Annotated in this window: 27 protein-coding genes; 12 read left to right on the top strand and 15 right to left on the bottom strand. The window is 60.6% G+C overall.

The annotated features are described in order from the left end of the window. Positions 1–155 precede the first annotated feature (155 nt). From G9X67_RS07965 to G9X67_RS07955, 3 genes are read left to right on the top strand one after another with little or no spacing between them, the layout of a single operon-like run. Entirely contained in the window at positions 156–779 is a 624-nt protein-coding gene (locus G9X67_RS07965) for a DUF1285 domain-containing protein (RefSeq protein WP_171598452.1), read from the top strand. After that, a complete protein-coding gene (locus tag G9X67_RS07960) occupies positions 776–1,426 on the top strand; it encodes a CoA pyrophosphatase (RefSeq protein WP_138330378.1) in 651 nt (216 codons plus the stop codon). Before G9X67_RS07965 ends, G9X67_RS07960 begins: the two co-directional genes overlap by 4 nt. Beyond that, entirely contained in the window at positions 1,423–2,688 is a 1,266-nt protein-coding gene (locus G9X67_RS07955; RefSeq protein WP_171598451.1) for a CCA tRNA nucleotidyltransferase, read from the top strand. Before G9X67_RS07960 ends, G9X67_RS07955 begins: the two co-directional genes overlap by 4 nt. Here G9X67_RS07955 and G9X67_RS07950 read toward each other — a convergent pair whose 3' ends face one another. From G9X67_RS07950 to hemF, 3 genes are all read right to left on the bottom strand, one after another. Further along, a complete protein-coding gene (locus G9X67_RS07950) occupies positions 2,689–2,874 on the bottom strand; it encodes a DUF1059 domain-containing protein (RefSeq protein ID WP_003561358.1) in 186 nt (61 codons plus the stop codon). Between the two features lie 114 nt (positions 2,875–2,988). Then, complete coding sequence (locus G9X67_RS07945; protein ID WP_171598450.1) at positions 2,989–3,258, bottom strand: hypothetical protein; 270 nt, start codon at positions 3,256–3,258, stop codon at positions 2,989–2,991. Between the two features lie 103 nt (positions 3,259–3,361). Further along, a complete protein-coding gene (hemF, locus tag G9X67_RS07940; protein ID WP_029873276.1) occupies positions 3,362–4,273 on the bottom strand; it encodes an oxygen-dependent coproporphyrinogen oxidase in 912 nt (303 codons plus the stop codon). A gap of 178 nt (positions 4,274–4,451) precedes the next feature. Between hemF and G9X67_RS07935 the strand changes: the two genes are divergently transcribed. Further along, a complete protein-coding gene (locus G9X67_RS07935; RefSeq protein ID WP_003541775.1) occupies positions 4,452–4,712 on the top strand; it encodes a hypothetical protein in 261 nt (86 codons plus the stop codon). A gap of 3 nt (positions 4,713–4,715) precedes the next feature. Here G9X67_RS07935 and G9X67_RS07930 read toward each other — a convergent pair whose 3' ends face one another. Both G9X67_RS07930 and G9X67_RS07925 read right to left on the bottom strand, forming a co-directional pair. After that, on the bottom strand, positions 4,716–6,362 hold the full coding sequence (locus G9X67_RS07930; protein ID WP_164022802.1) for a Na/Pi cotransporter family protein: 1,647 nt from the start codon (positions 6,360–6,362) through the stop codon (positions 4,716–4,718). Between the two features lie 216 nt (positions 6,363–6,578). After that, a complete protein-coding gene (locus G9X67_RS07925; protein ID WP_171598449.1) occupies positions 6,579–7,040 on the bottom strand; it encodes a tRNA (cytidine(34)-2'-O)-methyltransferase in 462 nt (153 codons plus the stop codon). A gap of 386 nt (positions 7,041–7,426) precedes the next feature. Between G9X67_RS07925 and G9X67_RS07920 the strand changes: the two genes are divergently transcribed. After that, positions 7,427–9,283 carry an ABC transporter ATP-binding protein gene (locus G9X67_RS07920; protein ID WP_171598448.1) on the top strand — a complete coding sequence of 619 codons (1,857 nt, stop codon included), beginning with the start codon at positions 7,427–7,429 and terminating at the stop codon, positions 9,281–9,283. Between the two features lie 111 nt (positions 9,284–9,394). Here the strand turns inward: G9X67_RS07920 and G9X67_RS07915 are convergent, their stop codons facing one another. Further along, positions 9,395–9,625: a ribbon-helix-helix protein, CopG family gene (locus tag G9X67_RS07915; RefSeq protein ID WP_062944444.1), complete on the bottom strand. Its 231-nt coding sequence runs from the start codon at positions 9,623–9,625 to the stop codon at positions 9,395–9,397. A 162-nt stretch (positions 9,626–9,787) separates the two neighbouring features. On the opposite strand from G9X67_RS07915, the gene G9X67_RS07910 reads away from it, so the two are divergent. Next, the gene (locus tag G9X67_RS07910; protein ID WP_171598447.1) at positions 9,788–11,701 is read left to right on the top strand and encodes an ABC transporter ATP-binding protein; all 1,914 of its coding nucleotides are present in this window, start codon (positions 9,788–9,790) and stop codon (positions 11,699–11,701) included. Here G9X67_RS07910 and G9X67_RS07905 read toward each other — a convergent pair. After that, the gene (locus G9X67_RS07905; protein ID WP_171598446.1) at positions 11,657–12,589 is read right to left on the bottom strand and encodes an endonuclease/exonuclease/phosphatase family protein; all 933 of its coding nucleotides are present in this window, start codon (positions 12,587–12,589) and stop codon (positions 11,657–11,659) included. The two genes, G9X67_RS07910 and G9X67_RS07905, sit on opposite strands and share 45 nt — an antisense overlap. Before the next feature lie 283 nt (positions 12,590–12,872). Here G9X67_RS07905 and petA point away from each other — a divergent pair, with 283 nt between their 5' ends. From petA to G9X67_RS07885, 4 genes are all read left to right on the top strand, one after another. Then, entirely contained in the window at positions 12,873–13,451 is a 579-nt protein-coding gene (petA, locus tag G9X67_RS07900; RefSeq protein WP_138330388.1) for a ubiquinol-cytochrome c reductase iron-sulfur subunit, read from the top strand. A 14-nt stretch (positions 13,452–13,465) separates the two neighbouring features. Continuing rightward, a complete protein-coding gene (locus G9X67_RS07895; protein ID WP_138330389.1) occupies positions 13,466–14,734 on the top strand; it encodes a cytochrome b N-terminal domain-containing protein in 1,269 nt (422 codons plus the stop codon). Positions 14,735–14,759: 25 nt separating this feature from the next. Then, entirely contained in the window at positions 14,760–15,644 is an 885-nt protein-coding gene (locus G9X67_RS07890; RefSeq protein ID WP_171598445.1) for a cytochrome c1, read from the top strand. A 115-nt stretch (positions 15,645–15,759) separates the two neighbouring features. Further along, complete coding sequence (locus G9X67_RS07885) at positions 15,760–16,302, top strand: adenine phosphoribosyltransferase (RefSeq protein WP_130787440.1); 543 nt, start codon at positions 15,760–15,762, stop codon at positions 16,300–16,302. 24 nt (positions 16,303–16,326) lie between these two features. Here G9X67_RS07885 and G9X67_RS07880 read toward each other — a convergent pair whose 3' ends face one another. Further along, positions 16,327–16,794, bottom strand: a complete 468-nt coding sequence (locus G9X67_RS07880; protein ID WP_138330391.1) for a MaoC family dehydratase — start codon at positions 16,792–16,794, stop codon at positions 16,327–16,329. After that, positions 16,791–17,282, bottom strand: a complete 492-nt coding sequence (locus tag G9X67_RS07875) for a MaoC family dehydratase (protein WP_138330392.1) — start codon at positions 17,280–17,282, stop codon at positions 16,791–16,793. Before G9X67_RS07875 ends, G9X67_RS07880 begins: the two co-directional genes overlap by 4 nt. A gap of 81 nt (positions 17,283–17,363) precedes the next feature. Here G9X67_RS07875 and G9X67_RS07870 point away from each other — a divergent pair, with 81 nt between their 5' ends. After that, positions 17,364–18,461 (top strand): hypothetical protein, encoded by a 1,098-nt coding sequence (locus tag G9X67_RS07870; RefSeq protein ID WP_138330393.1) that lies wholly within the window; start codon positions 17,364–17,366, stop codon positions 18,459–18,461. A gap of 72 nt (positions 18,462–18,533) precedes the next feature. Here the strand turns inward: G9X67_RS07870 and ychF are convergent, their stop codons facing one another. Then, positions 18,534–19,637, bottom strand: coding sequence for a redox-regulated ATPase YchF (gene ychF, locus G9X67_RS07865; protein WP_012758451.1), 1,104 nt, complete (start codon positions 19,635–19,637; stop codon positions 18,534–18,536). 341 nt (positions 19,638–19,978) lie between these two features. On the opposite strand from ychF, the gene clpS reads away from it, so the two are divergent. Then, positions 19,979–20,290, top strand: coding sequence for an ATP-dependent Clp protease adapter ClpS (clpS, locus tag G9X67_RS07860; protein WP_003541733.1), 312 nt, complete (start codon positions 19,979–19,981; stop codon positions 20,288–20,290). Positions 20,291–20,321: 31 nt separating this feature from the next. Here clpS and G9X67_RS07855 read toward each other — a convergent pair whose 3' ends face one another. From G9X67_RS07855 to G9X67_RS07835, 5 genes are all read right to left on the bottom strand, one after another. Beyond that, a complete protein-coding gene (locus tag G9X67_RS07855; RefSeq protein WP_138386924.1) occupies positions 20,322–20,783 on the bottom strand; it encodes a GNAT family N-acetyltransferase in 462 nt (153 codons plus the stop codon). After that, positions 20,780–21,511, bottom strand: a complete 732-nt coding sequence (pth, locus tag G9X67_RS07850; protein ID WP_171598444.1) for an aminoacyl-tRNA hydrolase — start codon at positions 21,509–21,511, stop codon at positions 20,780–20,782. The genes G9X67_RS07855 and pth overlap by 4 nt, the downstream gene beginning before the upstream one ends. Before the next feature lie 189 nt (positions 21,512–21,700). Further along, positions 21,701–22,414 carry a transporter substrate-binding domain-containing protein gene (locus tag G9X67_RS07845; protein ID WP_171598443.1) on the bottom strand — a complete coding sequence of 238 codons (714 nt, stop codon included), beginning with the start codon at positions 22,412–22,414 and terminating at the stop codon, positions 21,701–21,703. A gap of 25 nt (positions 22,415–22,439) precedes the next feature. Then, a complete protein-coding gene (locus G9X67_RS07840) occupies positions 22,440–24,791 on the bottom strand; it encodes an EAL domain-containing protein (RefSeq protein WP_171598442.1) in 2,352 nt (783 codons plus the stop codon). A 184-nt stretch (positions 24,792–24,975) separates the two neighbouring features. Beyond that, positions 24,976–25,584, bottom strand: a complete 609-nt coding sequence (locus G9X67_RS07835) for a 50S ribosomal protein L25/general stress protein Ctc (protein ID WP_003561325.1) — start codon at positions 25,582–25,584, stop codon at positions 24,976–24,978. Between the last annotated feature and the right edge of the window lie 271 nt (positions 25,585–25,855).

Below are 25,855 nucleotides of genomic sequence, written 5' to 3'. Positions count from 1 at the left end.
TATCTCCAACGGCTGAAATCATTCGGCAGCGAATCGGCGGACTTATACATGTGCCTCATACCCGATAGAGTTATGGAGATGTGACGGGCTGACAAGTTCGTTGCGAATGACTATCTCGTGACTTTACTTCGTTAAGGACAAACCGGGACGGAAGAATGGCAGCCGAGGAAATCAGCGGACAGGCGGATGCGGCGGGACTTGCCGCACTGATTTCGCGCGCGTCTCAGGAAAATGGCGAGAAAAAACGCGGTTTGCCGCCGGTCGAGCGGTGGAATCCGCCTTTCTGCGGCGATATCGACATGGAAATCCGGGCTGATGGTACCTGGTTCTACATGGGCACGCCGATCGGCCGACCGGCGCTGGTGCGGCTGTTCTCAACGGTTTTAAGAAAAGATGACGATCTGAAGACCTATCTCGTAACTCCTGTGGAAAAGGTCGGTATAAGGGTCGTCGACGCGCCTTTCATCGCCGTGGAGATGAGCGTGACGGAGGGGCAAGGCCAGCAGGTGCTGACCTTCCGCACCAATGTTGGCGATGTCGTGGAGGCGGGAGGAGAGCATCGGCTGCGCTTTGCCATTGCGGGCGAGAATGCCGAATTGAAACCCTATCTGCATGTGCGGGGGCGGTTGGAGGCGCTGGTGTCGCGTGCGGTGATGTATGAACTGGTGGCGTTCGGCGAGACGCTCGAGGTCGAGGGACAGGCGATGTTCGCCGTCCGCTCCGCCGGAGAGGTCTTTGCGATGATGCCGGCCGATGAACTGGATGCGCTTTCTCGATGAATGATGCGATTACCCAACGTTATCCGCTGTTTTCCGCAGCCGAATTCCGCCGCCGCGCGCTCAACCAGAATGGCGGGCCGGTCGATCATGCCTGGCGCGATCATGGAGACCATATCCTCAACCCCGATATCGTCGCCGAGGTCGAGACTTTCAAGCTGCGCGACGCCGCCGTGCTCGTGCCCGTCGTCGATGACGGCGATGAAGCGCATGTGATCTTCACCAAGCGCACGGCGACGCTGCGCAAACATTCCGGGCAGATCGCCTTTCCCGGCGGCTCGATCGATCCCGCCGATATCTCGCCCGAAATGGCGGCGATCCGAGAAACGGAGGAGGAGATCGGCCTGGCTGGTTCCTTCGTCGAAACCGTCGGGCGGCTGCCGAATTACCTTGCCTCGACGGGCTTCCGCATTACGCCGGTGCTCGGCGTCGTCTCCCCGGGCTTTGCGCTGACGCTGAACCCGACCGAGGTGGCCGACGTGTTCGAGGTGCCGCTTTCCTTCCTGATGGATCCTGCCAATCACACCCGCGACAGACGTGTCATCGACGGCATCGACCGGCATTTCTACCGCGTGCCCTATGAAACCAGAATGATCTGGGGCATCACCGCCGGCATCGTCCGCACGCTTTACGAAAGGCTTTATGCATGACCGGCATCGCCGACCAAGCATGGTTCCGCGACCCGGCCCTTGGCCGGATCTTAGCGCTTCTCAACGCCGATGGTGGGGCCGATGGCGGGGAAGCTCGGGTGGTTGGCGGAGCGGTGCGCAACAGCCTGATGGGCCTGCCGGTCAATGATGTCGACATCGCCACGACACTCAGACCGGAGGCGGTGATGGAGCGGGCGGCGGCGGCCGGCATCAAGGCAGTCCCAACCGGCCTGGAGCACGGCACGGTGACGCTCGTCATCGACGGCAAGCCCTTCGAGGTGACGACCCTTCGCACCGACGTCGAGACCGACGGACGCCATGCCAAGGTTGCCTTCAGCACGGACTGGAAGGCAGATGCCGAACGGCGGGATTTGACGATCAACGCGCTCTATGCCGATGCAAAGGGCGAGGTGGTGGATCTCGTTGGCGGGCTTGCCGACATCGAGACGCGCAACATCCGCTTCATCGGTGATGCCGCAAGGCGTATTGCCGAGGATCATTTGCGTATCCTGCGCTTCTTCCGCTTCTTTGCCTATTACGGTTCCGGGCGGCCGGATGCCGAGGGGCTGAAGGCGTGTTCCGTCGCGCGTTCGAAACTGACGACGCTTTCGGCAGAACGCGTCTGGTCTGAACTGCGAAAGTTGCTAGGTGCTGCCGATCCTGGCCGGGCGCTGCTCTGGATGCGGCAGGTGGCAGTGCTGACGGAAATCCTGCCGGAATCGGAACGATGGGGGATCGATGCGATCCCTTCGCTGATCGCCACCGAAAAGGCGCTCGGCTGGACGCCCGATCCTTTGCTGCGCCTTGCGGCGATCGTGCCGCCCGATGCGGCGCGCATGCAGGCGCTCGCAGCCCGGCTCAAGCTCTCGAATGCGGAAGCGGCCACTCTCAAGGCCTGGGCAATGGCAGCGCCTGTTAATGACGAGATGTCGTCGGCCGCCTTCGAACGGCTGCTTTACCGCAACAGCACCGACGGCATCTCGACACGGCTGAAGCTGGCGCTTGCGGTTGCGCGCGGCAAGGCTGAAAGCGATTTCGATGAAATGGCGCGGTCGGCGCGGCTTATCAAGCTGCTGGACAGGGCAATGCACTGGAAGAAGCCACAGTTTCCGCTGAACGGCGGCGACGTGATTTCGGCAGGAATCGCGTCCGGCCCGCGCGTCGGCGAGCTGCTTGCCGGCCTGGAAAACCAATGGGTGGAGGAAAACTTTGCTTCCGACCGGGCGGTGCTGCTCGCCCGGCTGCAGGAACGCGTGCAATAATCAGGCGGCGGTCGCTTCGTCACGGATGCGAGCCTTGATATTATCCACCATGTTCTCGCGGATCGTGGTTTCGCCGTGAGCATCTTTCAGGTGCTCGACGGCACGGCGGACCACCTCGGCGTCACTATCCGCTCGTGTATGCCAGGCGCAGCCCGGAACGAGAGTGCCGCATTCGAAAAGTCGCATGGTCTTCTCCTCTGTTCGAAACACAACGACGATCGCGATCTTACGCGATTTAAGAATGTGCGGGGGGAGGGAAGGTTCCGGCCGGCATCGACATGCCGGCCAGTAAAGGCCGTATCAGTCGGGCATCGCCCAGGCTTTGTAGGTATCCGAAAGCTGACCGGGCATGTTGCTGTTGGCGGCCGCTGCTTCGTTCTGCAGCTGTTCCGGCGACTTCCCGCCAGCCAGTTGCAGCTTGACCTGCTCGATGAAGCAGGACAGCGGCAGATCCGAGCCGCTCTTGGTCCGCAGTTTCTCGGCGATGCGCGTCAGAAACTCGGATGTGTCGATCGTGCGGGATGTTTCCTGGACATCCGTGGACGCTGGCGAGCCACTTGGTATCGTCATGACAATCCTCCTCCGATTGTTACGCACATACATATAAAGTTAGGACGCACTGAGTTTTCGTGAAGGTCTATCACCTCGAATTTATCGATGAGATATCACAGTTTCATGGCCAGCGGACGACGGGGGGCAACGAAGAGAGAATGGATTCAACGTTGCCGCCGGTCTTCAGGCCGAAGATCGTGCCGCGATCATACAGCAGATTAAATTCGACGTAGCGGCCTCGGCGGATCAATTGTTCGTCGCGATCGGCCTCTGTCCACAATTTATTGAAGTTGGAGCGGACGATTTTTGGATAGACCATGGCGAAAGCCCGGCCGACATCACGCGTGAAGGCGAAATCGGCGTCCCAGCCGCCGGCTTCCTCGCTTGAATGCAGCCAGTCATAGAAGATGCCGCCGATGCCGCGGGCCTCGTTGCGGTGTTTCAGGAAGAAATAGTCGTCGCACCAGGCCTTGTAGGCGTCGTAATCGGCGACGGCATGATTGCGGCAGGCGATCTCCATGGCCTTGTGGAAGAGCTGGCTGTCTTCGTCCTCCTGCGTGCGGCGGCGCGACAGCACCGGCGTCAGGTCGGCGCCACCGCCGAACCAGCGGCTGGTGGTGACGACCATGCGAGTGTTCATGTGCACGGCCGGAACGTTTGGGTTCACGGGATGGGCGATCAACGAGATGCCCGAGGCCCAAAAACGCGGATCGTCCTTGGCGCCGGGTATCTGGGCGCGGAAATCCGGGGCGAATTCGCCGTAGACAGTGGAGGTATGGACGCCGACCTTTTCGAAGACGCGGCCTTCCATCATCGACATCCGGCCACCGCCGCCGGCGCCGTTTTCGCGTGACCAGTCCTTGGCGACGAAGCGGCCGGGCTCCTGGTCGGAAAGCGGCCCTTCCAACTCATCCTCGATGGCTTCGAAGGAGGCGCAGATCGTATCGCGCAATCCCTCGAACCAATTGCGGGCGGCAGCCTTCTTCTCTTCGATATCGTCAGGCAAGCCGATCGGCAGTTCCGGTCGTTCCATTTACGCCTCCAACGGTCGGCATCTCCGTCGGAGGCGACTCGCTCATTCTTGATTGCACGCCATGATTAGCAGTTGGTGCTGCATCTCGCCAAGCCGAGGCAAGCACCGCCGAGCACTTCCAAGATTCGACTCGCAAATCAAGAATTTCGATACTACCTTTTCCGAGGAGGTAGGTTTGATGAAGAAAGTTCCAGGGCCTCCGTCCTTCGACGGCCTGAAGCGCAGGATAGCGAGACATCGGGCGGAAAATCCCCCGAGCAAGAAAGACCATTTCGTGCGTGAGACATATTGCCTCGGCCTCATGGACGCACGCGCCAAGGCGCGCGAATGGTTCGACGAATATCCGAAAGCCGCCTACTGGACCGAGGTGGAAAGCTGGCGCCAGCTCGACGGCGACCAGATCGAATTCACCATGCGCCGCCTGCCTTCGGCCGACTGACCGTCACTTCGCAGTGGCGCGCACGCGGCTTTCGATCAGCAGGCCGTTTTCATCCATGATCGGATGCGCCACGGAGACGATGTGGGCGTTGATGCGTTTCAGGTCGCGCAGCATGTCGAGATGCAGCGAACTCGTCTGCAGGCTGTCGGCGCGTCCGTCACGCAGGCGTTCGAGGTGGCGCTCGGCAGACTGTTTCTCCATCCGGCGCACCTCGACCTTTACCTCCATCATCTGGCGCGCCAGATTGAAATCGCGGGTGACGAAGATCGTCTGGGCGACGCGCAGATTGTCGATGGTCAGGTCGAACAGCTTGCGCAGTTCCTGATGACCGTCCTCGGAAAATTTCAGGCCAAGGGAGATCTTCTTTGCTACCTGCTCCAGCAAGCCCTTCTCGATGATATCGCCCATATGTTCGAGGTTGATCGCATAATCGATGACGACGATCGAGCGGCGGGCGTTCTCGTCGCTGAGACCCTCGCGGCCGAGCTTCGAGAGATAGACTTTCACCGCCTGCTGCAGCCGGTCGACGCGGTCTTCGAGGGCGGATATCTCGGCAAGCTTCGATGCGTCGTTACGCTCGAAAGCTTCGGAGACCCGGATCAGCATGCGCTCGATCAGGTCGCCGACGCCGAGCACTTCGCGGGTGGCGCTGGCAAGGGCAACGACCGGCGTCGAAAGCTCCTGCGCATCCAGATATTTCGGGGCGCTGTCAGGCTCGGCCTGATCCGGCACCAGCCGGGCCATCAGGGCGGCGAGCGGCCGGGAGAATGGCCAGGCCAGCGCGGCCAGCAGAAGGTTGAAGGCAAGATGCGCATCGACCGGCAGCTTGGCAGGGCCGAAGGGCAGCATTTGGATGAGTTCCGCGCCATATCCCGCCAGCGGCAGGGCGATGAGGCAGCCGAGCGTGCGGACGGCGAGATTGCCGAGGGTGACGCGCCGAGCCGAAGCCGGCCCGGACAATGTCGCGACGACAGGCGGTATTGCGCCGCCGAGATTGGCGCCGAGCACGAGCACGATGACAAGTTCGGCGGAGACCATGCCGGCTGAGGCGAGCGACAGGATGAGCACCACCACCGCAAGGCTCGACGAGGACGCGAAGGCAAGTGCTGCCGAGACGATCATGGCCACGGGCAGGGCGCCGTCCAGCAGGCCGATGAAGGCGGCTAGGGCGGGAGAGGCGCGCATCGGTTCCGTCGCAAGGCCAAGGAGGTGCAGCGACAACAGCATCAGCCCGATGCCGATCAGCGCTGTGCCGCCGCCCTGGCTGGCGCTGGAACGGCCGCGGCAAAGCACGATGCCGGCAAGGATCAGAAGCGGAGAGAGCCATTCGATGCCCGTTGCCACGATCCAGGCGGTGATCGCGGTGCCGACATTGGCGCCGAGCAGGACGATCTGCGCCATGCGCGGCTTGATCAGGTCACGCTCGACGAAGGAGGCCGTCATCAGCGCCGTTGCCGTGGAGCTCTGCAGCGCGATGGTTGCGACGAGGCCCGACAGGAAAGAACGAAGGCTGCCGCGCGTGCCGGTCGCCAGACCTGTTCTCAGGCGGGCGCCGAAGGCCCTGGACACGCCATCCTTTACCTGCGCGAGGCCGAACAGCAACAGAGCCACGGCGCCGAACAGGTTGATCATGATGATTGTAGAGTCCATTTTATTGTTTTTATTCTTCTTTCACAGATCTGGAGAAATGCGGTTTTCCTCACATGGCCATTCCAACTTGTTGGAATCATGGAAGCCAATGCTGAATTTTTGATTGCCCGGCTAATAAATATACGCCGGTTTGACAGATAGACAACGCTATTTTGCGACATATTCGGGAGGGGATCGGCAATTCCGCCAGCTTTGCTCCGCCAGCGCCGGTGTCCGTCAGGCCCAGACGGTTTGGCGCATCGCCTCGCCGACGATCATCGCGGCCGAGACGGCGAGGTTGATCGACCGCTGGCCTTCGATCATCGGGATCAGCACGCGCGCATCGGCTGCTTCATGCACCTGATCCGGCACGCCGGCGCTTTCACGACCGAAGAGCAGGACATCGTCCGGGCGGAAAGCAAGATCGGTGTAGCGCTCCGCAGCCTTGGTCGAGGCGAGGATCAGGCGGCGGCCGGTGGTCAGACGCCATGCCTCGAAGCGGTCCCAGCTGACATGGCGGGTGAGGGCGGCGGCGGCGATATAGTCCATGCCGGCCCGTTTCAGGTTGCGGTCGGAGATGTCGAAGCCGGCGGGTTCGATCAGATCGACAGCGAAGCCAAGACAGGCGGCGAGACGCAGGACGGTGCCGGTATTGCCTGCTATATCCGGCTGATAGAGTGCCAGTCTGAGTGAAGTCATGATGCGCCGTTTTCCCGCTTTCGCCGCTCAAGGCCTAATGCAACTGTGATTTCGGCGCAACAGGGCGCGTTTTGACCCGAAGAGATGAATTTTTTGGCACAACAGGGCTGGAAAATTCCTCGTTTTCGCGTTATCGGTGCATATCTTCAATCGCCAGCAAGGAGCGCCAGAATGAATATTTTGCTGTATGTGCGCCTCCCGGCCATGATGCCAAGCAGTGCGATTTTCCGCCGATAGGGCGGGTTTCTTCCCTGAATTTCCTTTTTTGATCCATTGTGCGGCTGTCTCAGCCTCGCCCCTTGAACGTTCGGTTCCCATATGTGCTTGCATAGCGCTGGGATGGCGCGAAGCCGGGAGCCGGAACGCTGACGTTTCGGAGCAATTTCATGTTTGGCTGGTTCGAACAGCGACTCAATCCCTTTCCAAGCGAGGACCCTGTCGCCCCGCCGAAAGGTCTCTTTGCCTTCTGCTGGCATTACAGCAAGCCGGCTGCACCCTGGCTCGGCCTGATGGCCGTGCTGACCGCGCTGATCGCTATCGGCGAAGTGGCGCTCTTCCAGTTCCTCGGCGACATCGTCGACTGGCTGACCAATGCCGACCGCGCCACATTCCTGGAGAGAGAAGGCCACAAGCTTTTCTGGATGGCGGCACTGGTGCTGGTCGGCCTGCCTGTGGTAGCCGGGCTCGATTCGCTCATCATGCACCAGATGATGCTCGGCAATTATCCGATGATCGCACGCTGGCAGATGCACCGCTTCCTGCTGCGCCACAGCATGTCGTTCTTCGCCAACGAGTTTGCCGGGCGTGTCGCCACCAAGGTGATGCAGACCTCGCTTGCCGTACGCGAAACGGTGATGAAGATCCTCGACGTCTTCGTCTATGTCGTCACTTACTTCCTGACGATGATCATCGTGATTGCGGCGGCGGACTGGCGGCTGATGATCCCGATCCTCGTCTGGCTCGCGGTCTATATCAGCATCGTCGCCTATTTCGTGCCGCGGCTTCGCAAGATCGCGGCGGCGCAGGCGGATGCGCGTTCGATGATGACGGGCCGCGTGGTCGACAGCTATACGAATATCGCGACGGTCAAGCTGTTTTCGCATTCGGGCCGCGAGGAGGTCTATGCCAAGGAGGGCATGGACGAGTTCCTCCAGACCGTACACAAGCAGATGCGCAAGGTGACGCTCTTCCACATCTTCGTCTACATGAACAACTGCGTTGCGCTCTTCGTCATCTCGGGCCTGTCGATCTGGTTCTGGCTGAACGGGGCCATCTCGGTCGGCGCCATCGCCATCGCTATCGGTCTTGCCATGCGCGTCAACGGCATGTCGCAATGGATCATGTGGGAAGTCTCGGCGCTGTTCGAGAATATCGGCACGGTCTATGACGGCATGGAGATGATGAGCAAACAGCACGACATCGTCGACAAGCCGGGCGCACCCACCCTGACGGCGAAGAAGGGCGCGATCCACTACGACCGCATCCGCTTCCACTACGGCAAGAGCAAGGGCATCATCGACAACCTGTCGCTCGACATCAAGGCAGGCGAGAAGGTCGGTCTGGTCGGCCGTTCCGGCGCCGGCAAGACGACGCTGATGAACCTGCTGCTGCGCTTTTACGATCTGGAGGCCGGCCGCATCACCATCGACGGGCAGGATATCGCCGGTGTCTCGCAGGAAAGCCTGCGTTCGCTGATCGGCGTGGTGACGCAGGACACCTCGCTGTTGCATCGCTCGATCCGCGATAACATCGCCTATGGTCGTCCCGAAGCAACGGACGACGAGGTGATCGAGGCCGCCAAACGCGCCAATGCCTGGGAGTTCATCGAAGGCCTCGTCGACATGCAGGGGCGCGCGGGGCTCGACGCGCAGGTCGGCGAACGCGGCGTCAAACTGTCAGGCGGCCAGCGGCAGCGCGTCGCGATCGCCCGCGTCTTCCTGAAGGACGCGCCGATCCTGGTGCTCGACGAGGCGACCTCGGCGCTCGATTCGGAAGTCGAGGCGGCGATCCAGGAAAACCTCTTCGCCTTGATGGAGGGCAAGACGGTGATCGCCATCGCCCACCGGCTGTCGACGCTGACGGAGATGGACCGGCTGATCGTGCTCGACAAGGGCCGGATCATCGAGGCCGGCTCGCACGGCGAACTGATCGAAGCAGGCGGTATCTATGCCGACCTCTGGAACCGCCAGTCCGGCGGCTTCCTCTCCGATCACGCCGACGAAGCGGAAGAGGCTGCGGAATAAGATGAATGAGGCCCTCCCTGCGAAAGCGGAGAGGGCCTCTTTAATTCTTAGGATGGCTATAAGCTTGCCGGACGGTTGCTGAAGGCCTGACTGCGTTTGCCCCTTATCCGTTCAAAGACTGTCGGCCCAATCGATCACGCGGTGATGCTCGACGACCACCATGGTGTTGGCGGCGGCGATCGTGCGCAGCGCGACCAAGCGGCGGTGCTCCTCCTGATCGATCCAGGTGGCAATGGCCTCCGCGACGATCTCGTCGCGCGGCAACCCCAGGGCGAACGCCAGGGCATCCAGCCTTTCTGCAAGCGGAAGCGGAACATGCACATCGAGCATTTTCGTTTCCATGGAAGTGGTCTCCGGTAAAGCGCGATCGTAACGTGAGATTGTGACCGGTTCGGGGGCATTCAATGGGTATGCCGCCGATGTTACCGATAATTACCAAAATATAAGGTTTCGGTCGCTTTTCATTCCCTTTGCCGGTCCGGTTATTCCGCCTATATCGCTTCTATGTTCCTAAGCCCCATCCTCCGCCGGTTCGAAACCTGGATCGATCCGTTCCGCCCACGCGACAATCTCCAGCCGCCGCGCTCGACGCTCGGATTCATCTGGTTCTATATCGGCCAGGCGAGGATGCCGTTCATCGCCATGCTCGTTCTCGGCGGCGCGTCGGCGGCGATCGAGGCTGCGCTCTTCTGGTTTGTCGGGCGGCTCGTCGATATCCTCGGCAGCATCACCCCGGGTGCCGGCTGGAGCGGCCTTCTCGCAGCCCATGGCGGCGAATTGTTCGGCATGCTCGCCCTCATCGGGCTGGTGCGCTTCGTCATCGCCTTCCTGATCGCGCTCGTCGATCAGCAGGTGATCACGCCGGGCTTCTACAATCTCGCACGTTGGCAATCCTATCTCCACGTCTCCAGGCAATCCTTGTCGTTCTTCCAGAGCGATTTCTCCGGACGCATCGTCACCAAGGTCTGGTCGGCGGGGCAGGCCACCGGCGATCTCGTCACCTCGCTGATGGAAAGCGTCTGGTTCGTCGGCATCTATGCCGCAACGACGCTCGTGCTCGTCGCCCGGCTGGACTTTTCCCTTGCCGCCGTCGTGCTGTTCTGGCTTGGCGCCTTCAGCCTGCTGGCGCGCCACTTTGTCCCGCGGATCCGCCATCATTCCCGCGAAACGGCGGAAGCCGGATCGATGCTGAACGGCAGGATGGTCGATTCCTACAGCAACATGCAGACGCTGAAGCTGTTTGCACGCGACGAGGAGACCGACCGCTACATGCGGCAAGGCTTCGATATCTATCAGGATACGGTGCTGCGCTTCACGCGGTTCATCACCGGCGTCAGGGCCTCGATGGCGCTGCTCTCCGGCCTGATGATCGTGACGATGGCGGGACTGAGCGTCGATCTCTGGCTGCGCGGCCTCATCAGCTCGGGTGCGGTGGCGTTTTCGCTGGCGCTGGTGCTCAGGCTGAATTTCCTGCTCGGACGGTTGATGACGCAATTCAACGGCATCATGCGCAACCTCGGCACCATCCAGAACGCTGCCGAGCTGATCTCCCAGCCTCTGGGGCTCGTCGATCGGGCTGATGCGAAGACCCTGGTAATCCGGCAGCCCGGTGTCCGCTTCGACAATGTTTCCTTCCGCTACGGCAAGGGCCATCAGCCGGTCGTCGAGAATTTCTCGCTGACCATCCGCCCGGGCGAAAAGGTCGGGATCGTCGGCCGTTCGGGCGCGGGGAAATCGACGCTGATGAACCTGCTGCTGCGCCTCTACGATATTCAGGACGGCCGTATTCTGATCGACGGCCAGGATATTGCAGCCGTGACGCAGGAATCTCTCAGGATGCAGATCGGCGTCGTCAGCCAGGACACCTCGCTGCTGCATCGTTCGGTGCGTGACAACATCCTGTTCGGACGGCCCGATGCCGGTGAGGAGGGGCTGGTCGAGGCGGCTAGGCGCGCCGAAGCCATCGACTTCATCGAACGCCTGCAGGATCAGCAGGGCCGCAGAGGTTTCGATGCGCATGTCGGCGAACGCGGCGTCAAACTGTCCGGCGGGCAGCGGCAGCGTATCGCCATTGCCCGCGTCATGCTGAAGGACGCGCCGATCCTCGTTCTCGACGAGGCGACATCAGCGCTCGATTCGGAGGTGGAAGAAGCCATCCAGTCCAATCTCCATCGGATCATGGAAGGCAAGACGGTGCTTGCGATCGCCCATCGGCTGTCGACGATCGCCGCGCTCGACCGGCTGATCGTCGTCGATCTCGGACGGATCATCGAGGAAGGCAGCCATGACGCACTGCTTCGCCACGGCGGGCTCTATGCCGAACTTTGGGCGCGCCAGTCCGGCGGCTTCCTTGCTACGGACGAGGATGCGGGCTCAAGGGTCGACGACGAATTCCGCCATGAGGCCAAAATGATTTGATCCGAAGCCGTTCTCGATGCGGCGGACCGATTTCAGCCGCAGCGGCGCCCGGGTAAAGATATGATCGATAGGAATACCGAAGGCGCCGGCGCGGATCGGCCATGTCGCGGGCTCCAGCGATGCCGTGCCCAAGCCTTGAGTGCGCATGAGATACTGCACGTCGGGCGCCAAAATCGACGTATTGAAATCACCGGCAAGGACGAGCGGTCCCGAAAGGGAAGGGATGATCTCTGCTAGATCCCAGATTTCGAGGCCGTGGAACTCGTCGTAATAAGGTTTTGTCAGGTGCGCGGCGAGGAAATTGACCTTCTGGCCATCGAAATCGATTGTCGAGATCGTCAGCCGGTTGCGCCAGAGCAGGCCGAGATTGCGGATGCGGGGTTCGATCAGCGGACGCTTCGACAGCACCAGCGTATCGCATTGTTCCATGCCGACACCGCAGCCGATATAATAGGGATAGGTCTTCAACAACCGCGGCAGTTCCGACAGCAGCGGCTCGGCCTCCAGGATGTTGACGACATCGGCGCCTGAGGCGATGACCATGTCGGCGATGTCAGGGCCGTTTGCGAAATTATCGTTCTCGATATTGAAGGACATTAGCCTGAACAGGGCCGTGCGGCTCTCCTCGACTGATGGTTCGACGAATTCGCGCATCATCACGATGCCATGGACTGCAAGAACCACCGATACTGCTAGGGTCAGCAGGCCATACCAGTGCCGCTTGACGAGAAGGGCAGCGACCGAGGCCACCGCGCCGGCTGCCGCCAGATGAACCTGGAAGCTGTAAAAGAAGGAGAGCAGATAGAAATCGGTGACGTATCGCAGGGAGACGATGGCGAGAACAAGCGTCGTAAGAACGCTGAATACGCAAAAAATCGTGTCTCTCATCCGCTCCGGTCCGGCTCACTGGCATGGCTCGGACTGCGCCTATCACGAGGGCATTTTTGTTGCAATGCAACATAATGGCAGGCGCGTGTTTGCCTTAAAAAATTCATCCGAAATTTCCCGCGACATTGTGCCCTCATCCCCTTGCCAAGGCTGGACATAATTTGCGATCAAGCATAGAACGCGCCGGATTGCTGGGGAATCTATGGCCGAATTGTGTCTAGAGAGATTCGCCGGTAGAGGGGTAGGGCGGAATTCCGCGAAAATTGCGCAGAGGATGTTAGCCGTGAGCGAACACGAAACGACAAGCGAGGGCACGGGCGAACCCACTCGCCGTGATTTCCTTTATCTCACCACTGGTATGGCGGGCGCCGTCGGCGCCGTCGCGGTCGCTTGGCCGTTCATCGATCAGATGCGTCCTGACGCTTCGACGCTTGCTCTCGCCTCCATCGAAGTCGACGTTGCCAGCCTCGAGCCCGGCATGTCGCTGACAGTCAAGTGGCGCGGCAAGCCGATCTTCATCCGCAATCGCACGCCGGAAGAAGTAAAGGCCGCAGCCGATGTTCCCGTGTCGGACCTTAAGGATCCGGCAGCTCGCAATGCAAACCTTCCTGCCGAGGCTCAGGCAACGGGCGTCGACCGCTCGGGCGGCGAAGGCAAGGAAAACTGGATCGTCATGGTCGGTACCTGCACTCATCTCGGTTGCGTCCCGCTCGGCCAGGCCGGCGAATACAATGGTTGGTTCTGTCCCTGCCATGGCTCGGTCTACGACACGGCCGGCCGCATCCGGAAGGGTCCTGCGCCCGAGAACCTGGCGATCCCGACCTTTTCATTTGTGTCCGATACCAAAATCAAGATCGGTTGAGGGGAGACTGATATATGAGTGGCCATTCCAGCTACGAGCCATCAACCGGCCTCGAGAAATGGGTCGATGCGCGCCTTCCACTGCCGCGCATGGTCTATGACAGCTTCATCGCCTACCCGGTTCCGCGTAACCTGAACTATGCCTATACCTTCGGCGCCATGCTCGCCGTCATGCTGGTGGTGCAGATCCTGACGGGCGTCACGCTCGCCATGCATTACGCCGCTGAATCGTCGGTCGCCTTCAACTCCGTTGAAAAGATCATGCGCGACGTCAACCAGGGCTGGCTGCTGCGCTATATGCATGCCAACGGCGCATCCTTCTTCTTCGTTGCCGTCTACCTGCACATCGCCCGCGGCCTCTACTACGGCTCCTACAAGGCGCCGCGAGAAATTCTCTGGATTCTCGGTGTGGTCATTTATCTCCTGATGATGGCGACTGGCTTCATGGGTTACGTTCTGCCCTGGGGCCAGATGTCCTTCTGGGGTGCGACCGTCATCACCGGCTTCTTCTCGGCCTTTCCCCTGATTGGCGAATGGTTGCAGCAGTTCCTACTCGGCGGCTTTGCCGTCGAACAGCCGACGCTGAACCGCTTTTTCTCGCTGCATTACCTGCTGCCCTTCATGATCGCCGGCGTCGTCGTCCTGCACATCTGGGCGCTGCACGTCGTCGGCCAGACGAACCCGACGGGCGTCGAGGTCAAGACGAAGACGGACACGGTGCGCTTCACGCCCTATGCGACAATGAAGGATGCGCTCGGCGTATCGGTGTTCCTGTTGGTCTATGCCTATTTCGTCTTCTACATGCCGAACTTCCTCGGCCATGCCGACAACTACATCCCGGCCGACCCGTTGAAGACGCCAGCCCACATCGTTCCGGAATGGTACTTCCTGCCGTTCTACGCGATGCTGCGTTCGATCACCTTCAACGTCGGCCCGATCGATTCCAAGCTCGGCGGCGTGCTCGTGATGTTCGGCGCGATCATCGTGCTCTTCTTCCTGCCCTGGCTCGATACCTCAAAGGTCCGTTCCGCCGTCTACCGCCCCTGGTACAAGCTGTTCTATTGGCTGTTCGTGATCAACGCGATCATCCTCGGCTGGCTCGGCTCGCAGCCGGCGGAAGGCCTGTTCACCACGATCTCGCAGATCTGCACACTCCTCTACTTCGCTTTCTTTCTGGTCGCGATGCCGGTTCTCGGCTTGGTGGAAACACCGCGCCGCATCCCGAATTCGATCACCGAAGCGGTGCTCGAAAAGCGCAACAAGACCGCAGCGGTCAAGGCATAAGCGAGCGACGGAAGGGAATAGAAATATGAAAACGCTTGTTACAAGCATTCTCTCGTTCGCATTCGCCGCCGGTCTCGGCAGTGCGGTGCTGGCCCAGGAGGCGACGCCCGCCAACGGTGCGGCTCCGGCCCATCACGCGGAAGGTGAGACGCCGCATTATCCGCTGAAGCATCCGAAGGAGGAGGAATGGTCTTTCGCCGGTCCGTTCGGCCATTACGACAAGGGCCAGCTCCAGCGCGGCCTCAAGGTCTACACGGAAGTCTGTGCAGCCTGTCATTCGATGAAGCTCGTGCCTTTCCGCACGCTGGACGAACTCGGCTATTCCGAGGCGCAGGTGAAGGCCTTCGCCGCGAATTACGAGGTCCAGGACGGTCCCGACGCCAGCGGCGAGATGTTTACCCGCAAGGCGGTTCCTTCCGATTACTTCCCGTCGCCTTTCCCCAATGCTGAAGCCGCGGCTGCTTCCAACAATGGCGCGGCTCCGCCCGATTTTTCGTTGATCGCCAAGGCCCGCTCAATCGAGCGCGGCTTTCCGCAGTTCGTTTTCGACATTTTCACGCAATATCAGGAAAGCGGCCCGGACTATATCCACGCACTGCTGACCGGCTATGAAGAGCCGCCGGCCGGTTTCCAGGTGCCGCAGGGCGGACATTATAACCCTTATTTCAATGCTGCCGCCGTCCTTGCCATGCCGAAGCCGCTCTCTGACGGCCAGGTGACCTATGACGATGGCGCGCCGGCGACGGTCGACCAGTATTCGAGGGACGTTACCGCCTTCCTGATGTGGGCCGCTGAGCCGCATCTCGATGAGCGCAAGCGCACCGGCTTCATGGTCATGATTTTCCTGGCGATCTTCACGGTGCTGATCTACCTGACGAAGCGCTCGATCTATGCCAATAAGGAACATTGAGCGGTTCCCCGCCGGATTTCGAAAGGCGGCCTACGGGTCGCCTTTTTTGTTGGTTCCGCCCCTGGCAATTGATAAAGTCCAGCCAGTTTCATGCGTTCGCAGATATGGATTTTCCATGAACAATACGATTTCGGAGCTCGCAGCCAGCATCCGCTCCATTCCTGACTATCCCAAGCCCGGCATCATCTTCCGCGACATCACCACGCTGCTTGGCAACCCTCGGGCTTTCCGCCGGGCGGTCGACGAACTCGTGCAGCCCTATGCGGGCACGAAGATCGACAAGATCGCCGGCATGGAGGCGCGCGGCTTCATCCTCGGCGGCGCGGTGGCGCACCAGCTTTCCTCAGGTTTCGTACCGATCCGCAAGAAAGGTAAGCTGCCGCACGAGACCGTGCGCATCGCCTACAGCCTGGAATATGGCGTCGACGAGATGGAGATGCATCGCGATGCTGTCCAGCCCGGCGAGAAGGTGATCCTGGTCGACGACCTGATCGCCACCGGCGGCACGGCGGTGGGTGCCACGAAGCTGCTGCGCCAGATCGGCGCGGAAGTGGTTGGCGCCTGTTTCGTCATCGACCTGCCGGATCTTGGCGGCCGCAGGAAGCTGGAAGAGCTCGGCGTCGTCGTGCATACGCTGGTCGAATTCTCCGGCCACTGAGCCCTCGTCCTGCTGCCTTCAGCGTCAGTCGAATTCGAGCACGCTGCTTTCGAAGCGGATAACGGCATCGCCGTTTTGATTGACGCCCTCGCAGAGGATGGTGTTGAGGTGCCATCCCGGCCGCGACGCGAGCGCCCGGCTGGAGAGGAAGGCGACGGAGTAGGTGACGACGTCGCCTGCGAAGACCGGCCGCAGCCATTGCAGTTTCTGGAAACCGGGCGAAGGACCGAGGTTCGGCGACGTCAGGCCGTTTTGCGCGAGTGCGGCACTCTGCCTTTCCCAAAAAGCGAGGAAGGTCCGCATCCAGGCGGCGGTGGTGTGCCAGCCCGAGGCGCAGAGATCGCCGAAGAGGGTGTCCTTGGCGGCTTCTTTGTCGACGTGGAAACGCTGCGGATCGTAGCGCGTCGCGAAACGGATGATGTTTTCCTCGGTAAAAGTGTAGCTGCCGATCTCGGCCTTCTCGCCAACCGCGTAAAGCTCGGACATCCTCATGCTGATGTCTCCGGGTTTATGCCGATTTCCGCGGGCCGGGCGCGCATGCCGAACATGACCGAGTTCTCCGAGACGCAGACGAGTTCGCCGCGCTGGTTTTCCACGTCGTGGCGAAACTTGACGATGCCCATGCCGGGGCGCGATCGCATCGGCCGGGCTTCAAGCACGGTCGAGTGGCCGGACAGCGTGTCGCCGGCAAGCACCGGCTTTCGCCATTCCATCAGGTCGACGCCCGGCGCACCTTCGCAGAGCGAGTTCAGCACGTAGCTGTCGGCCATCATGCGCATGAACATCGAAGAGGTATGCCAGCCGGAGGCGGCAAGGCCGCCGAGAATGCTGGCGCGGCCGGCAGCCTCATCGAGATGCATCGGTTGTGGGTCGAATTCGCTTGCGAACTCAATGATTTCCTCTGTGGTCACCGGCTTCGGGCCAAGCGCGAAGCGGCGGCCGGGCTGGAAATCCTCGAAGGAAAGCTTTTCTGCCGACATTCGCTCCTCCCGCCATATGCAGCGCACAATGCTTACAATAGCATCCGCGCGGGCTCAATGATTCCGGGGAGATAAACCGGCATGACTGAACTAAGGTCGATACTCGACGAGGCCGTGCGCCAGGAGCTGATTTCGCCGCAGGCGGGCGTGCGGCTTTTGCCGTTCCTGACGGAGCGCGGGGTCGTCATCGCTGAGGCACAGCCGGCAATGGAAGCGGAGGGGCAGGCCTGGTCGGATACCGAGACGCCACGCTTTGTGCGCGGCTTCCACGATGTGCTGATCACCATCGGCGTCGTGGTGGCGCTCGGCGGCCTCTGGGGGCTTGCCGCACTTTATGCCGTGCTGCCTGCGATCATCGTGCTTTCGGAAATCCTGGTGCGCCGCCAGCGGCTCGCTTTGCCGGCCGTCAGCCTGACGATTGCGCTGTTCTGCTGGACATTCGTGCTGATGTCCTTCTTCTTCAAGCCGGGAACATCAGCCTTCAATGATATCGGGGCGGAGGCGACGCAGTTCGTCGCCGGCTTCCCGATCATTCTCGGCCTCTATTATGCCCGGTATCGCGTGCCTCTGTCGCTGGCGCTCTGCATCACCTCGGCCCTTGCGCTGGTGCTCACCCTGCTATTGCGCCTCATGCAATGGGCGAGCGGCGATCCGCAATTCTTCGCCAACCATCCCCTCCTGCTCGCGGTGGTCTTCCTCGTTTGCGCGCTCGGGCTGTTTGCAACGGCGCTCTATTTCGACCTCGGCGATCGGCTGCGCCGGACAACACGCTCCGATATCGCCTTCTGGCTTCACCTCGGCGCGGCACCGGCCCTGCTCTTCAGCGTAAGGCTGCTGATGTCGTTCGACGGCAATTTGCTCGATGTTGCCCAGGAGGTATCGATCAAGACACCCATCATTGTTATCAGCGTGGTGGTGTTGATGCTGATCGGCCTTGTCATCGATCGACGCGCCTTCGTCACGTCAGGCCTGCTGTCGCTCGGTTTTGCGATCTACGGCATTTTCCGGCAAGGGAGTGCGACGGTTGACACCTATATCTTCACGACGCTGATCGTCGTCGGAGCGATCGTGCTCATCATCGGTACCGGCTGGATGCCGCTGCGCCGCATCGTGCTGCGGGCACTGCCGGCTGCCATTTCGCAAAGACTGCCGCCGGCCGTCTTAGGGGCAACCCCGTAAATCTTACGATTTCGCCCAAACCGCTGAGCGATTTGGGCGAAATGAATTGATCGGGATAGCGGCAATTTCCGTTCAGGTGTTGAAGCGGAAGTGGATGACGTCGCCGTCCTGGACGACGTATTCCTTGCCTTCGTCGCGCGCCTTGCCGGCATCCTTGGCGCCGACTTCGCCGTTGTATTTGATGTAGTCGTCATAGGCGATGGTGTTGGCGCGGATGAAGCCACGCTCGAAATCCGAATGGATGACGCCGGCGGCCTGTGGCGCCTTGGTGCCGCGCTCGATCGTCCAGGCGCGCGTTTCCTTCGGGCCGACAGTGAAATAGGTGATGAGGTGGAGCAGCTTGTAGCCGGCACGGATCAGCCGGTCGAGGCCGGCCTCGTCAAGGTCGAGGGCGGAGAGGAATTCCTTGGCTTCCTCCTCGGGAAGCTGGGCGACCTCAGACTCGATCGCCGCCGAGATGACGACGGTTTCGGCACCCTGTTCCTTCGCCATGACGGCAACGGCTTCGGTGAATTCGTTGCCGGTCGAGGCATCGCCTTCGGCGACGTTGCAGACGTAGAGCACCGGATGCGAGGTCAGAAGATTGAGGCTCTTGAGGATGACGATTTCTTCCGCATCGAGCGTCGACAGCAGCGTGCGAACCGGCTTGCCTTCGTTGAGCAGCTTCAGCGAGGCATCCATGATCGGCAGCATCGCCACCGATTCCTTGTCCTTGCCGGTGGCGCGCTTGCGCGTCTGCTCGGTGCGGCGCTCCAGGCTTTCGAGGTCGGCAAGCATCAGCTCGGTCTCGATAGTCTCGGCATCGGCGACCGGATTGATGCGGCCCTCGACATGGGTGATGTCGCTGTCTTCGAAGCAGCGAAGCACATGGACGATGGCGTCGACCTCGCGGATATTGGCGAGGAACTGGTTGCCGAGGCCTTCACCTTTCGAGGCGCCGCGCACCAAGCCGGCGATATCGACGAAGGAGATGCGGGTCGGGATCAGTTCCTTCGACTTGGCGATGTCGGCAAGCTTGCGCATGCGCGGATCGGGAACGGCGACTTCGCCGGTGTTCGGCTCGATGGTGCAGAAGGGGTAGTTCGCCGCCTGTGCCGCCGCCGTCTTGGTGAGCGCGTTGAAGAGGGTCGATTTGCCGACATTCGGCAGCCCGACGATACCGCATTTGAAGCCCATGGCTAAAACCTGCTGTTCTTGAATTCCTTGCTGGTGCCTATGGGATAAAGGAGCAATATGGTCAAGTCTTAGAGAGCTTTTAGCGTCGCTCACTTGCCGACGGATCGGTGCTGGCCTATTCTTGAAAGCGACGGAGATTTGGACGTATTGCTGATTTCACCAGAATGCCGGTCGCTGTTCGCATAGACGAAGTTGACCTTTCGGTGACGATGCCGGCGACCAGCTCCTGCCCGTTTGAGGTCGGGAGCCGCACCGGCTAACCGTCAAAAATTCGTCATCGACAATGATTAGATGGTTTTGAAGATTGCTGACCCCATGTCATCAACGGGTGGATTTTTCCGATGAGTGACAATGACATTGCCCTGAAACCGAAGGCCAAAGTGAAGCTCAAGCTGGACAAGCCGAAGCTCTACAAGGTCATTCTCGTCAATGACGATTATACGCCGCGCGAATTGGTGATCATGATCCTGAAGGCCGTCTTCCGCATGAGCGAGGAGACCGGCTACCGGGTGATGATGACGGCGCACAAGCTGGGTTCCTGCGTGGTCGTGGTCTGCGTCAGGGACATCGCCGAGACCAAGGCCAAGGAAGGCATCGACCTTGCCAAGGGCATGGGCTTTCCGCTGATGTTCACCACCGAACCGGAGGAATAGGCGTTTTCCGAGGGCCGCCCCGAATATGGATTCAGGGCCGGCGGATCTGATAGCCGGTCTTGTCCTGCACGAAACCGCAATTCTCATAGAAGCGCAACGTTGCCGGATTCTTCGAGCCGGTAAGCAGCATCACCTTGTAGCATCCGTCGTTCCAGGCGTCTGCGACCGCGTGGCCGATGACGGCGCGGGCATAGCCGCGCTTGCGATGATCGGCATGGGTGACGACGTTTTCGATGAGCGCATAGGGCGCGCCGTTCCGTGTCAGGTTCGGCACGACGACGCTTGTGACGGTGGCGACGGCGACCTCACCCGCAAAACCGATGAAGACGGTCATGCCGGGCTGGGCCAGGATGGCGAAAAAGCGTTCTTCGGCGATGGCCTCGTCAAGAACCGGATCGGTGGGGTTCAGGTGACGGTAAAGCCTCATGAGACCGGCAAGATCGCCGCGGGCAGCCGGGCGGATGACGACGTCTTGATCCGGCATCGGTCTCAATCGCCCTTTTTGCCGAACATCTTTTTCAGCATGTCGGCCATCGGGCCGGTGGCCGGCAACTTCGGCTGATTGTGGTTGCGGGCCCGATGGATATGTGACTGGCCGGCCGGCTTCTTCTCGGCGTCCTTCTTTTCCTTCGCCGGTTTCTCCTCTTCGGCCTTTCCGCCGAGCGCCAGCGCGATCTTGTTCATCAGCTGCGAATCTTCGTTTCGCACCAGCATGTCGGCATTGTCGGCGAGCGTGTCGAGAAGCGGCTCCAGCCAGGCCTTGTCGGCCTTGGCGAAATCGCCGAGCACATGGTTCTGCACCATTTCCTTGATGCCGGGATGGCCGATACCGAGGCGTAGCCGCCGGTATTCCCTGCCGCAATGCGCATCGAGCGACTTGATGCCGTTGTGGCCGTTGTGGCCGCCGCCGGTCTTCAGCCGCGCCTTGCCCTCAGGAAGGTCGAGCTCGTCGTAGATGGCCACGAGATCGGCCGGCTGGAGCTTGTAGAAACGCATCGCTTCGCCGACGGACTCGCCGGAAAGGTTCATAAAGGTCTGCGGCTTCATCAGCAGCACTTTCTCGCCGCCGACCTCGCCCTCGGCGATCTCGGCCCTGAACTTCTTCGACCAGGGCGAAAAGCCGTGGCGCCGATGGATGGCGTCGACGGCCATGAAGCCGATATTGTGGCGGTTGCCGGCGTATTTGCCGCCGGGATTGCCGAGACCCGCGATGATCAGCATGGCCTGTCTTTCCTCGCTAAAGCATGTCGCGCAAAGTGTGCAGCGGTTTTGCGACAACCACATGCGTAAAAACAAAGACCTAAAGCGCGAGGAGCAAATCTGAAAGATCGCGACGCGTTTAGAACTTCCCGCCGTTCACCACCGCGAAATGAAAGCAAAGTCAAGCGGAAAGGGCAGTTGTCTTCGGAGTCATTCCGACAGGTTCATGCCGTATTTCAGGAAGATCTGCTTCTGGTCGCCATCGGCGATCAGCTTGTCGAGAGCTGCCTGCATCCTGGCGCGCAGATCGTCCGGAAAGTTCTTCTCGCAGGCGATGCCCATTGGCTGGGCGGAGAGCACGGTCACCAATTCCACCGGCTGGTCGGCTTTCAACTTTTCGAAATAGAGTTCGGAGATCGGCATCATGTCGATGCGCCCGCCAAGCAGCTTGCGCAGCGTCGCATTGAAGTCGCTGGCGACATCGAGCTTGGTGAAACCCTTTTCCTTCAGGATCGTCTCGGTGTAATCCTCGCGCTGCGTGCCGACCGTATATTTCTTCGCCTCGTCCAGATTGCCGGCGGTGACGCCCGAGCCCTTGCGGGTGATCAGGATGTTGCGATCGATGAGCAGCGGCTCGACCCATTTGAACAAGGGGTCGCGTGCGCCGTTGTGGGCGGTCGCAAAGACACAAGTCATCGGCGCCGTGCGGGCAAGGCTGAAGGCACGCGCCCAGGGCATGATCTCGATCGTGTAGTCGACGCCGATCGCGGCCATCACCTTTTCGACCTGCTCGACGGTCGCGCCCTTGATCTCCTTGCCTTCGCGATAGTTGAAGGGGGCATAGTCCTCGGTCGTGAACGTCACCGTTTGCGCATGGGCGGTGCAGGGCAGCGCCAGGCATGCGAGAAGCAGGAGCTTTTTCATCCGTATCATCTCCTTGGTTCTTCGTTCACGAGGCGCGTGCGACGGCCGATTGCGAGGCCGTCAGTTCCTCGATCAGCGTGGCGGCGTGCTGCGGACGATGGAAGAGATAGCCTTGGCCATAGTCAAGCCCCATCTGATGGAGCGTGCGGCATTCCTCTTCGGTCTCGATACCCTCGGCAATGACGGTGCAGTTCATCTTGTGGGAAAGTGTGGTGATGCCTTCGATCAGCATGCGGCTCTTCTGGCGCACGTCGTCGTCGCCGTCGTTGATCGCGCGGGTGAAGGACTGGTCGATCTTGATGATGTCGACGGGGAAGCGGTTGAGGTAGCTCAGCGACGAATAGCCCGTGCCGAAATCGTCAAGCGCGATGCGGCAGCCGAAGCGACGAAGTTCCGTGACGATCAAGCGGATCTGTGGGTTGTCGTGCATCAGCACGGCTTCGGTGATCTCGACGACGATGCGCTCGGGGCGGATGCCGTGGCGGCCGACGATGGCGGCAAGACGGGCCGGCAGCGCCGGCTCGAACTGCAGCGGCGAGAAGTTGATGGCGAGATAGGTATCCTGCATGCCTGATATGCGGGAAATCTTCGCGAGGTTGGCGATCGCCTTTTCCATGATGACGTTGCCGACGCGGACGATCTTTGCCGTTTCCTCGGCGACGCTGATGATCTCGGCCGGCGGCATCAAGCCCTTCTGCGGATGGTTGAGGCGCATCAGCGCCTCGAAACCGGCAATGCCGCGGCCGTTCAGGGTAACGATCGGCTGCAGGAAGGCTTCGAACCAGTTGTCGACGAGGCCGGCTTCGATATTGGCCTCGATTTCGGCGCGGCTGCGAGCGCGGTCGAGCATGGCATTGTCGAAGAGCTGGGCGCCGTTCTTGCCGTCGCGTTTCTTGGCATACATCGCCATGTCGGATTTTTGCAGCAGCTCGGCCGCGGTTTCGGCATGATGCGGATAGATGGCGATGCCGACGGAAGCGCTCAGATGCATGTCGGGGGTGAATGGCGTTTCGAAGATCGAGGCGATCTGCTCGCACATCACCTTGGCGCGGTTTTCGGCGTCCTTGGCCGGCAGCAGGATGGCAAATTCGTCGCCACCGAGACGGGCCGCCTCGTCGGAGGGGGCAAGATGGGTCTTCAGGCGCTCGACGAGCTCGACCAGTGCCATGTCACCGGCGGCATGGCCCATATTGTCGTTGATCCACTTGAAACGGTCGAGATCGACGAAGAGACAGGCGAGTTCCTGGCCGGCGGCATCGGCAGCGGCAATCTTGTTGTCGAGGACGGCCTCGAAGCCCTGGCGATTGAGAAGCCCGGTCAGGTGATCGGTGATTGCCTGGCGGTGGTTGCGGTCCTCGGAGGCCTTGAGTTCGGTCACATCGGTCATGACCGATAGCGAGAGGCGGTCTTGAGCGCCAGCTCCCGCCTCCGATTCCATGATGAGGACGTCCATGGTGCGGCCGTCCAGGCAAACGAACTTGACGGTGACGGTCATGCCGCTTTCGGCCTGGCGGCGCTTGACGAATTTGTCGCGGGTCGCGGGGGTGACGAGATTGGCGAAGTTGCGGCCGATGACGGCGGCACGGTTATAACCTGTGGCAAGCAGCCAATAATCGCTGACGGCGGTGATGCGGTCTTCCTCGTCGAGCGAGAAGAGCATGGCGGGCGTCAGATTGTAGATGTCGGTGGCGCGGCGGTGGGCGAGCTTCAGCTCCTTTTCCTCGCTTTCGAGCTTGGTCTGCATCTCGTTGAAGCTATGGGCAAGCCGTCCCATCTCGTCGTTCGACTGCCAGTCGACATGATGGCGGGAGCCCAACTGGCGGGTGGCCTCGATTGCCGCCGTCAGCCGCATCAGCGGCTGGATGACGAAGAAGCGATTGCCAATCAGCGCCGTGCCGAAAACGGTCAGCACCGCGAAGATGAAGATCGAGATGAAGACGACCTCTTCCTGCTTCAGGCCGGAAAACAGGCCGAGCGCAGGATAATAGACGCTGATGCTGCCGAGGTTCTTCGGACCGTCAACGGTGTTGTAGATGATGGCGCGCGACACCTGCACGAGCTTGCCGTCGAAGGAGCGCGGAATGGTGGACTGGCTGACGTCGAGCTGGCCTGACTGGTCACGCACTTCGACCCTGACGATGGCGCCCTGGGAAACGACCGTCGCGCTGATCTGGGTGACGCTGTCCTCATCGAGGTCCCACAGGGGTTTGGCCAGCGCCTGGGCATTGGCGACAAGAAGAACGGAGATATGGTCGCGTATTTCCTTGTCGGCCCGCTCGGAGGAAAGAAAAAGGAAGAGAACAAAGAGGGGAGCGACAAAAACAAGCAGCGCTCCGCAAACTATCGCAAAAAATCTGTTCTCAACGGAATTGTTCATGGTTCCGTCTACTCCCCAGGCCGGCCATATTTGCTGTCGTGCGTTGAGGCGGGCTTCTTCGCAACTGACGGAGCATGCTTTCACGAATTTGTTAAATGTTGCTGAAACGGGGCGTTTCCGGGCAATGAAAAGCCCGCTTTCCAGGGGAAAGCGGGCCATATGCTTTACAAATTGGTCGAAGCGATCAGGCTTCGGCTCCACCTTCCGCAGCAGTCTCGTCAATGCCGCCAGCCGGGGCAATGATGGTCGCGATCGTGAAGTCGCGGTCGATCACAGGAGTGACACCCTTCGGCAGGGTGACTTCCGCGATATGGATGCTGTCACCGATCTTCTTGCCGCTGAGGTCGATGTTGAAGAACTCAGGGATCGCATCGGCCGGGCAATGAACTTCGACTTCATGGCGAACGATGTTCAGAACGCCGCCGACCTTGAGGCCCGGGGACTTCTCTTCGTTGATGAAGTGAACGGGGATTTCAACGGTCACCTGGGTGTTGCCGGAGACGCGCAGGAAATCGACATGCATCGTGAAGTCACGGACCGGATCGAGCTGGTAGTCCTTCGGCAGAACCTTGTGCTTCTTGCCGTCGACGTCGATCGTCGCCACGGTGGTCATGAAACCACCGGCGTGAATGCGCTTCGTCACCTCATTGGTGTTGAGAGCGATGGCAATGGGGGCCTGCTTGTCACCATAGATGACAGCGGGAATCAAACCGTTGCGGCGAAGTTCACGGGCGGACCCCTTACCAACCCGTTCGCGCGCCTCGGCCTTGAGCTCGTAAGTTTCCTGGCTCATGGCTATTCCTTTCGAGGTTATTTGGAGAGTTCGGCGGCGGGCAAAAGCCTTGTTCCGACGAACCGGAGGCGGTATGACCCGACCTCATCCGCGTTGCCTCCAAGGGTGTCTACACGGACCGGTGGCCTATATTATAAGTCGATCGGAAACGCAAGTTGCGGATTTGGGTTGTTTTTCGCCCATATACACGCTTTCGCCAAGGTTTAACCATCGAAAACGAAATCGGCGGCGATTAATAAATCCTGCGTTTACCCGCCAATATAAGCAGGGC

The organism is Rhizobium sp. WYCCWR 11152 (assembly GCF_013087615.1).
GTDB lineage: Bacteria > Pseudomonadota > Alphaproteobacteria > Rhizobiales > Rhizobiaceae > Rhizobium > Rhizobium indicum.
Note: the sequence above shows the minus strand (reverse complement) of the source record. Positions and strands in the feature narration are given on the sequence as shown.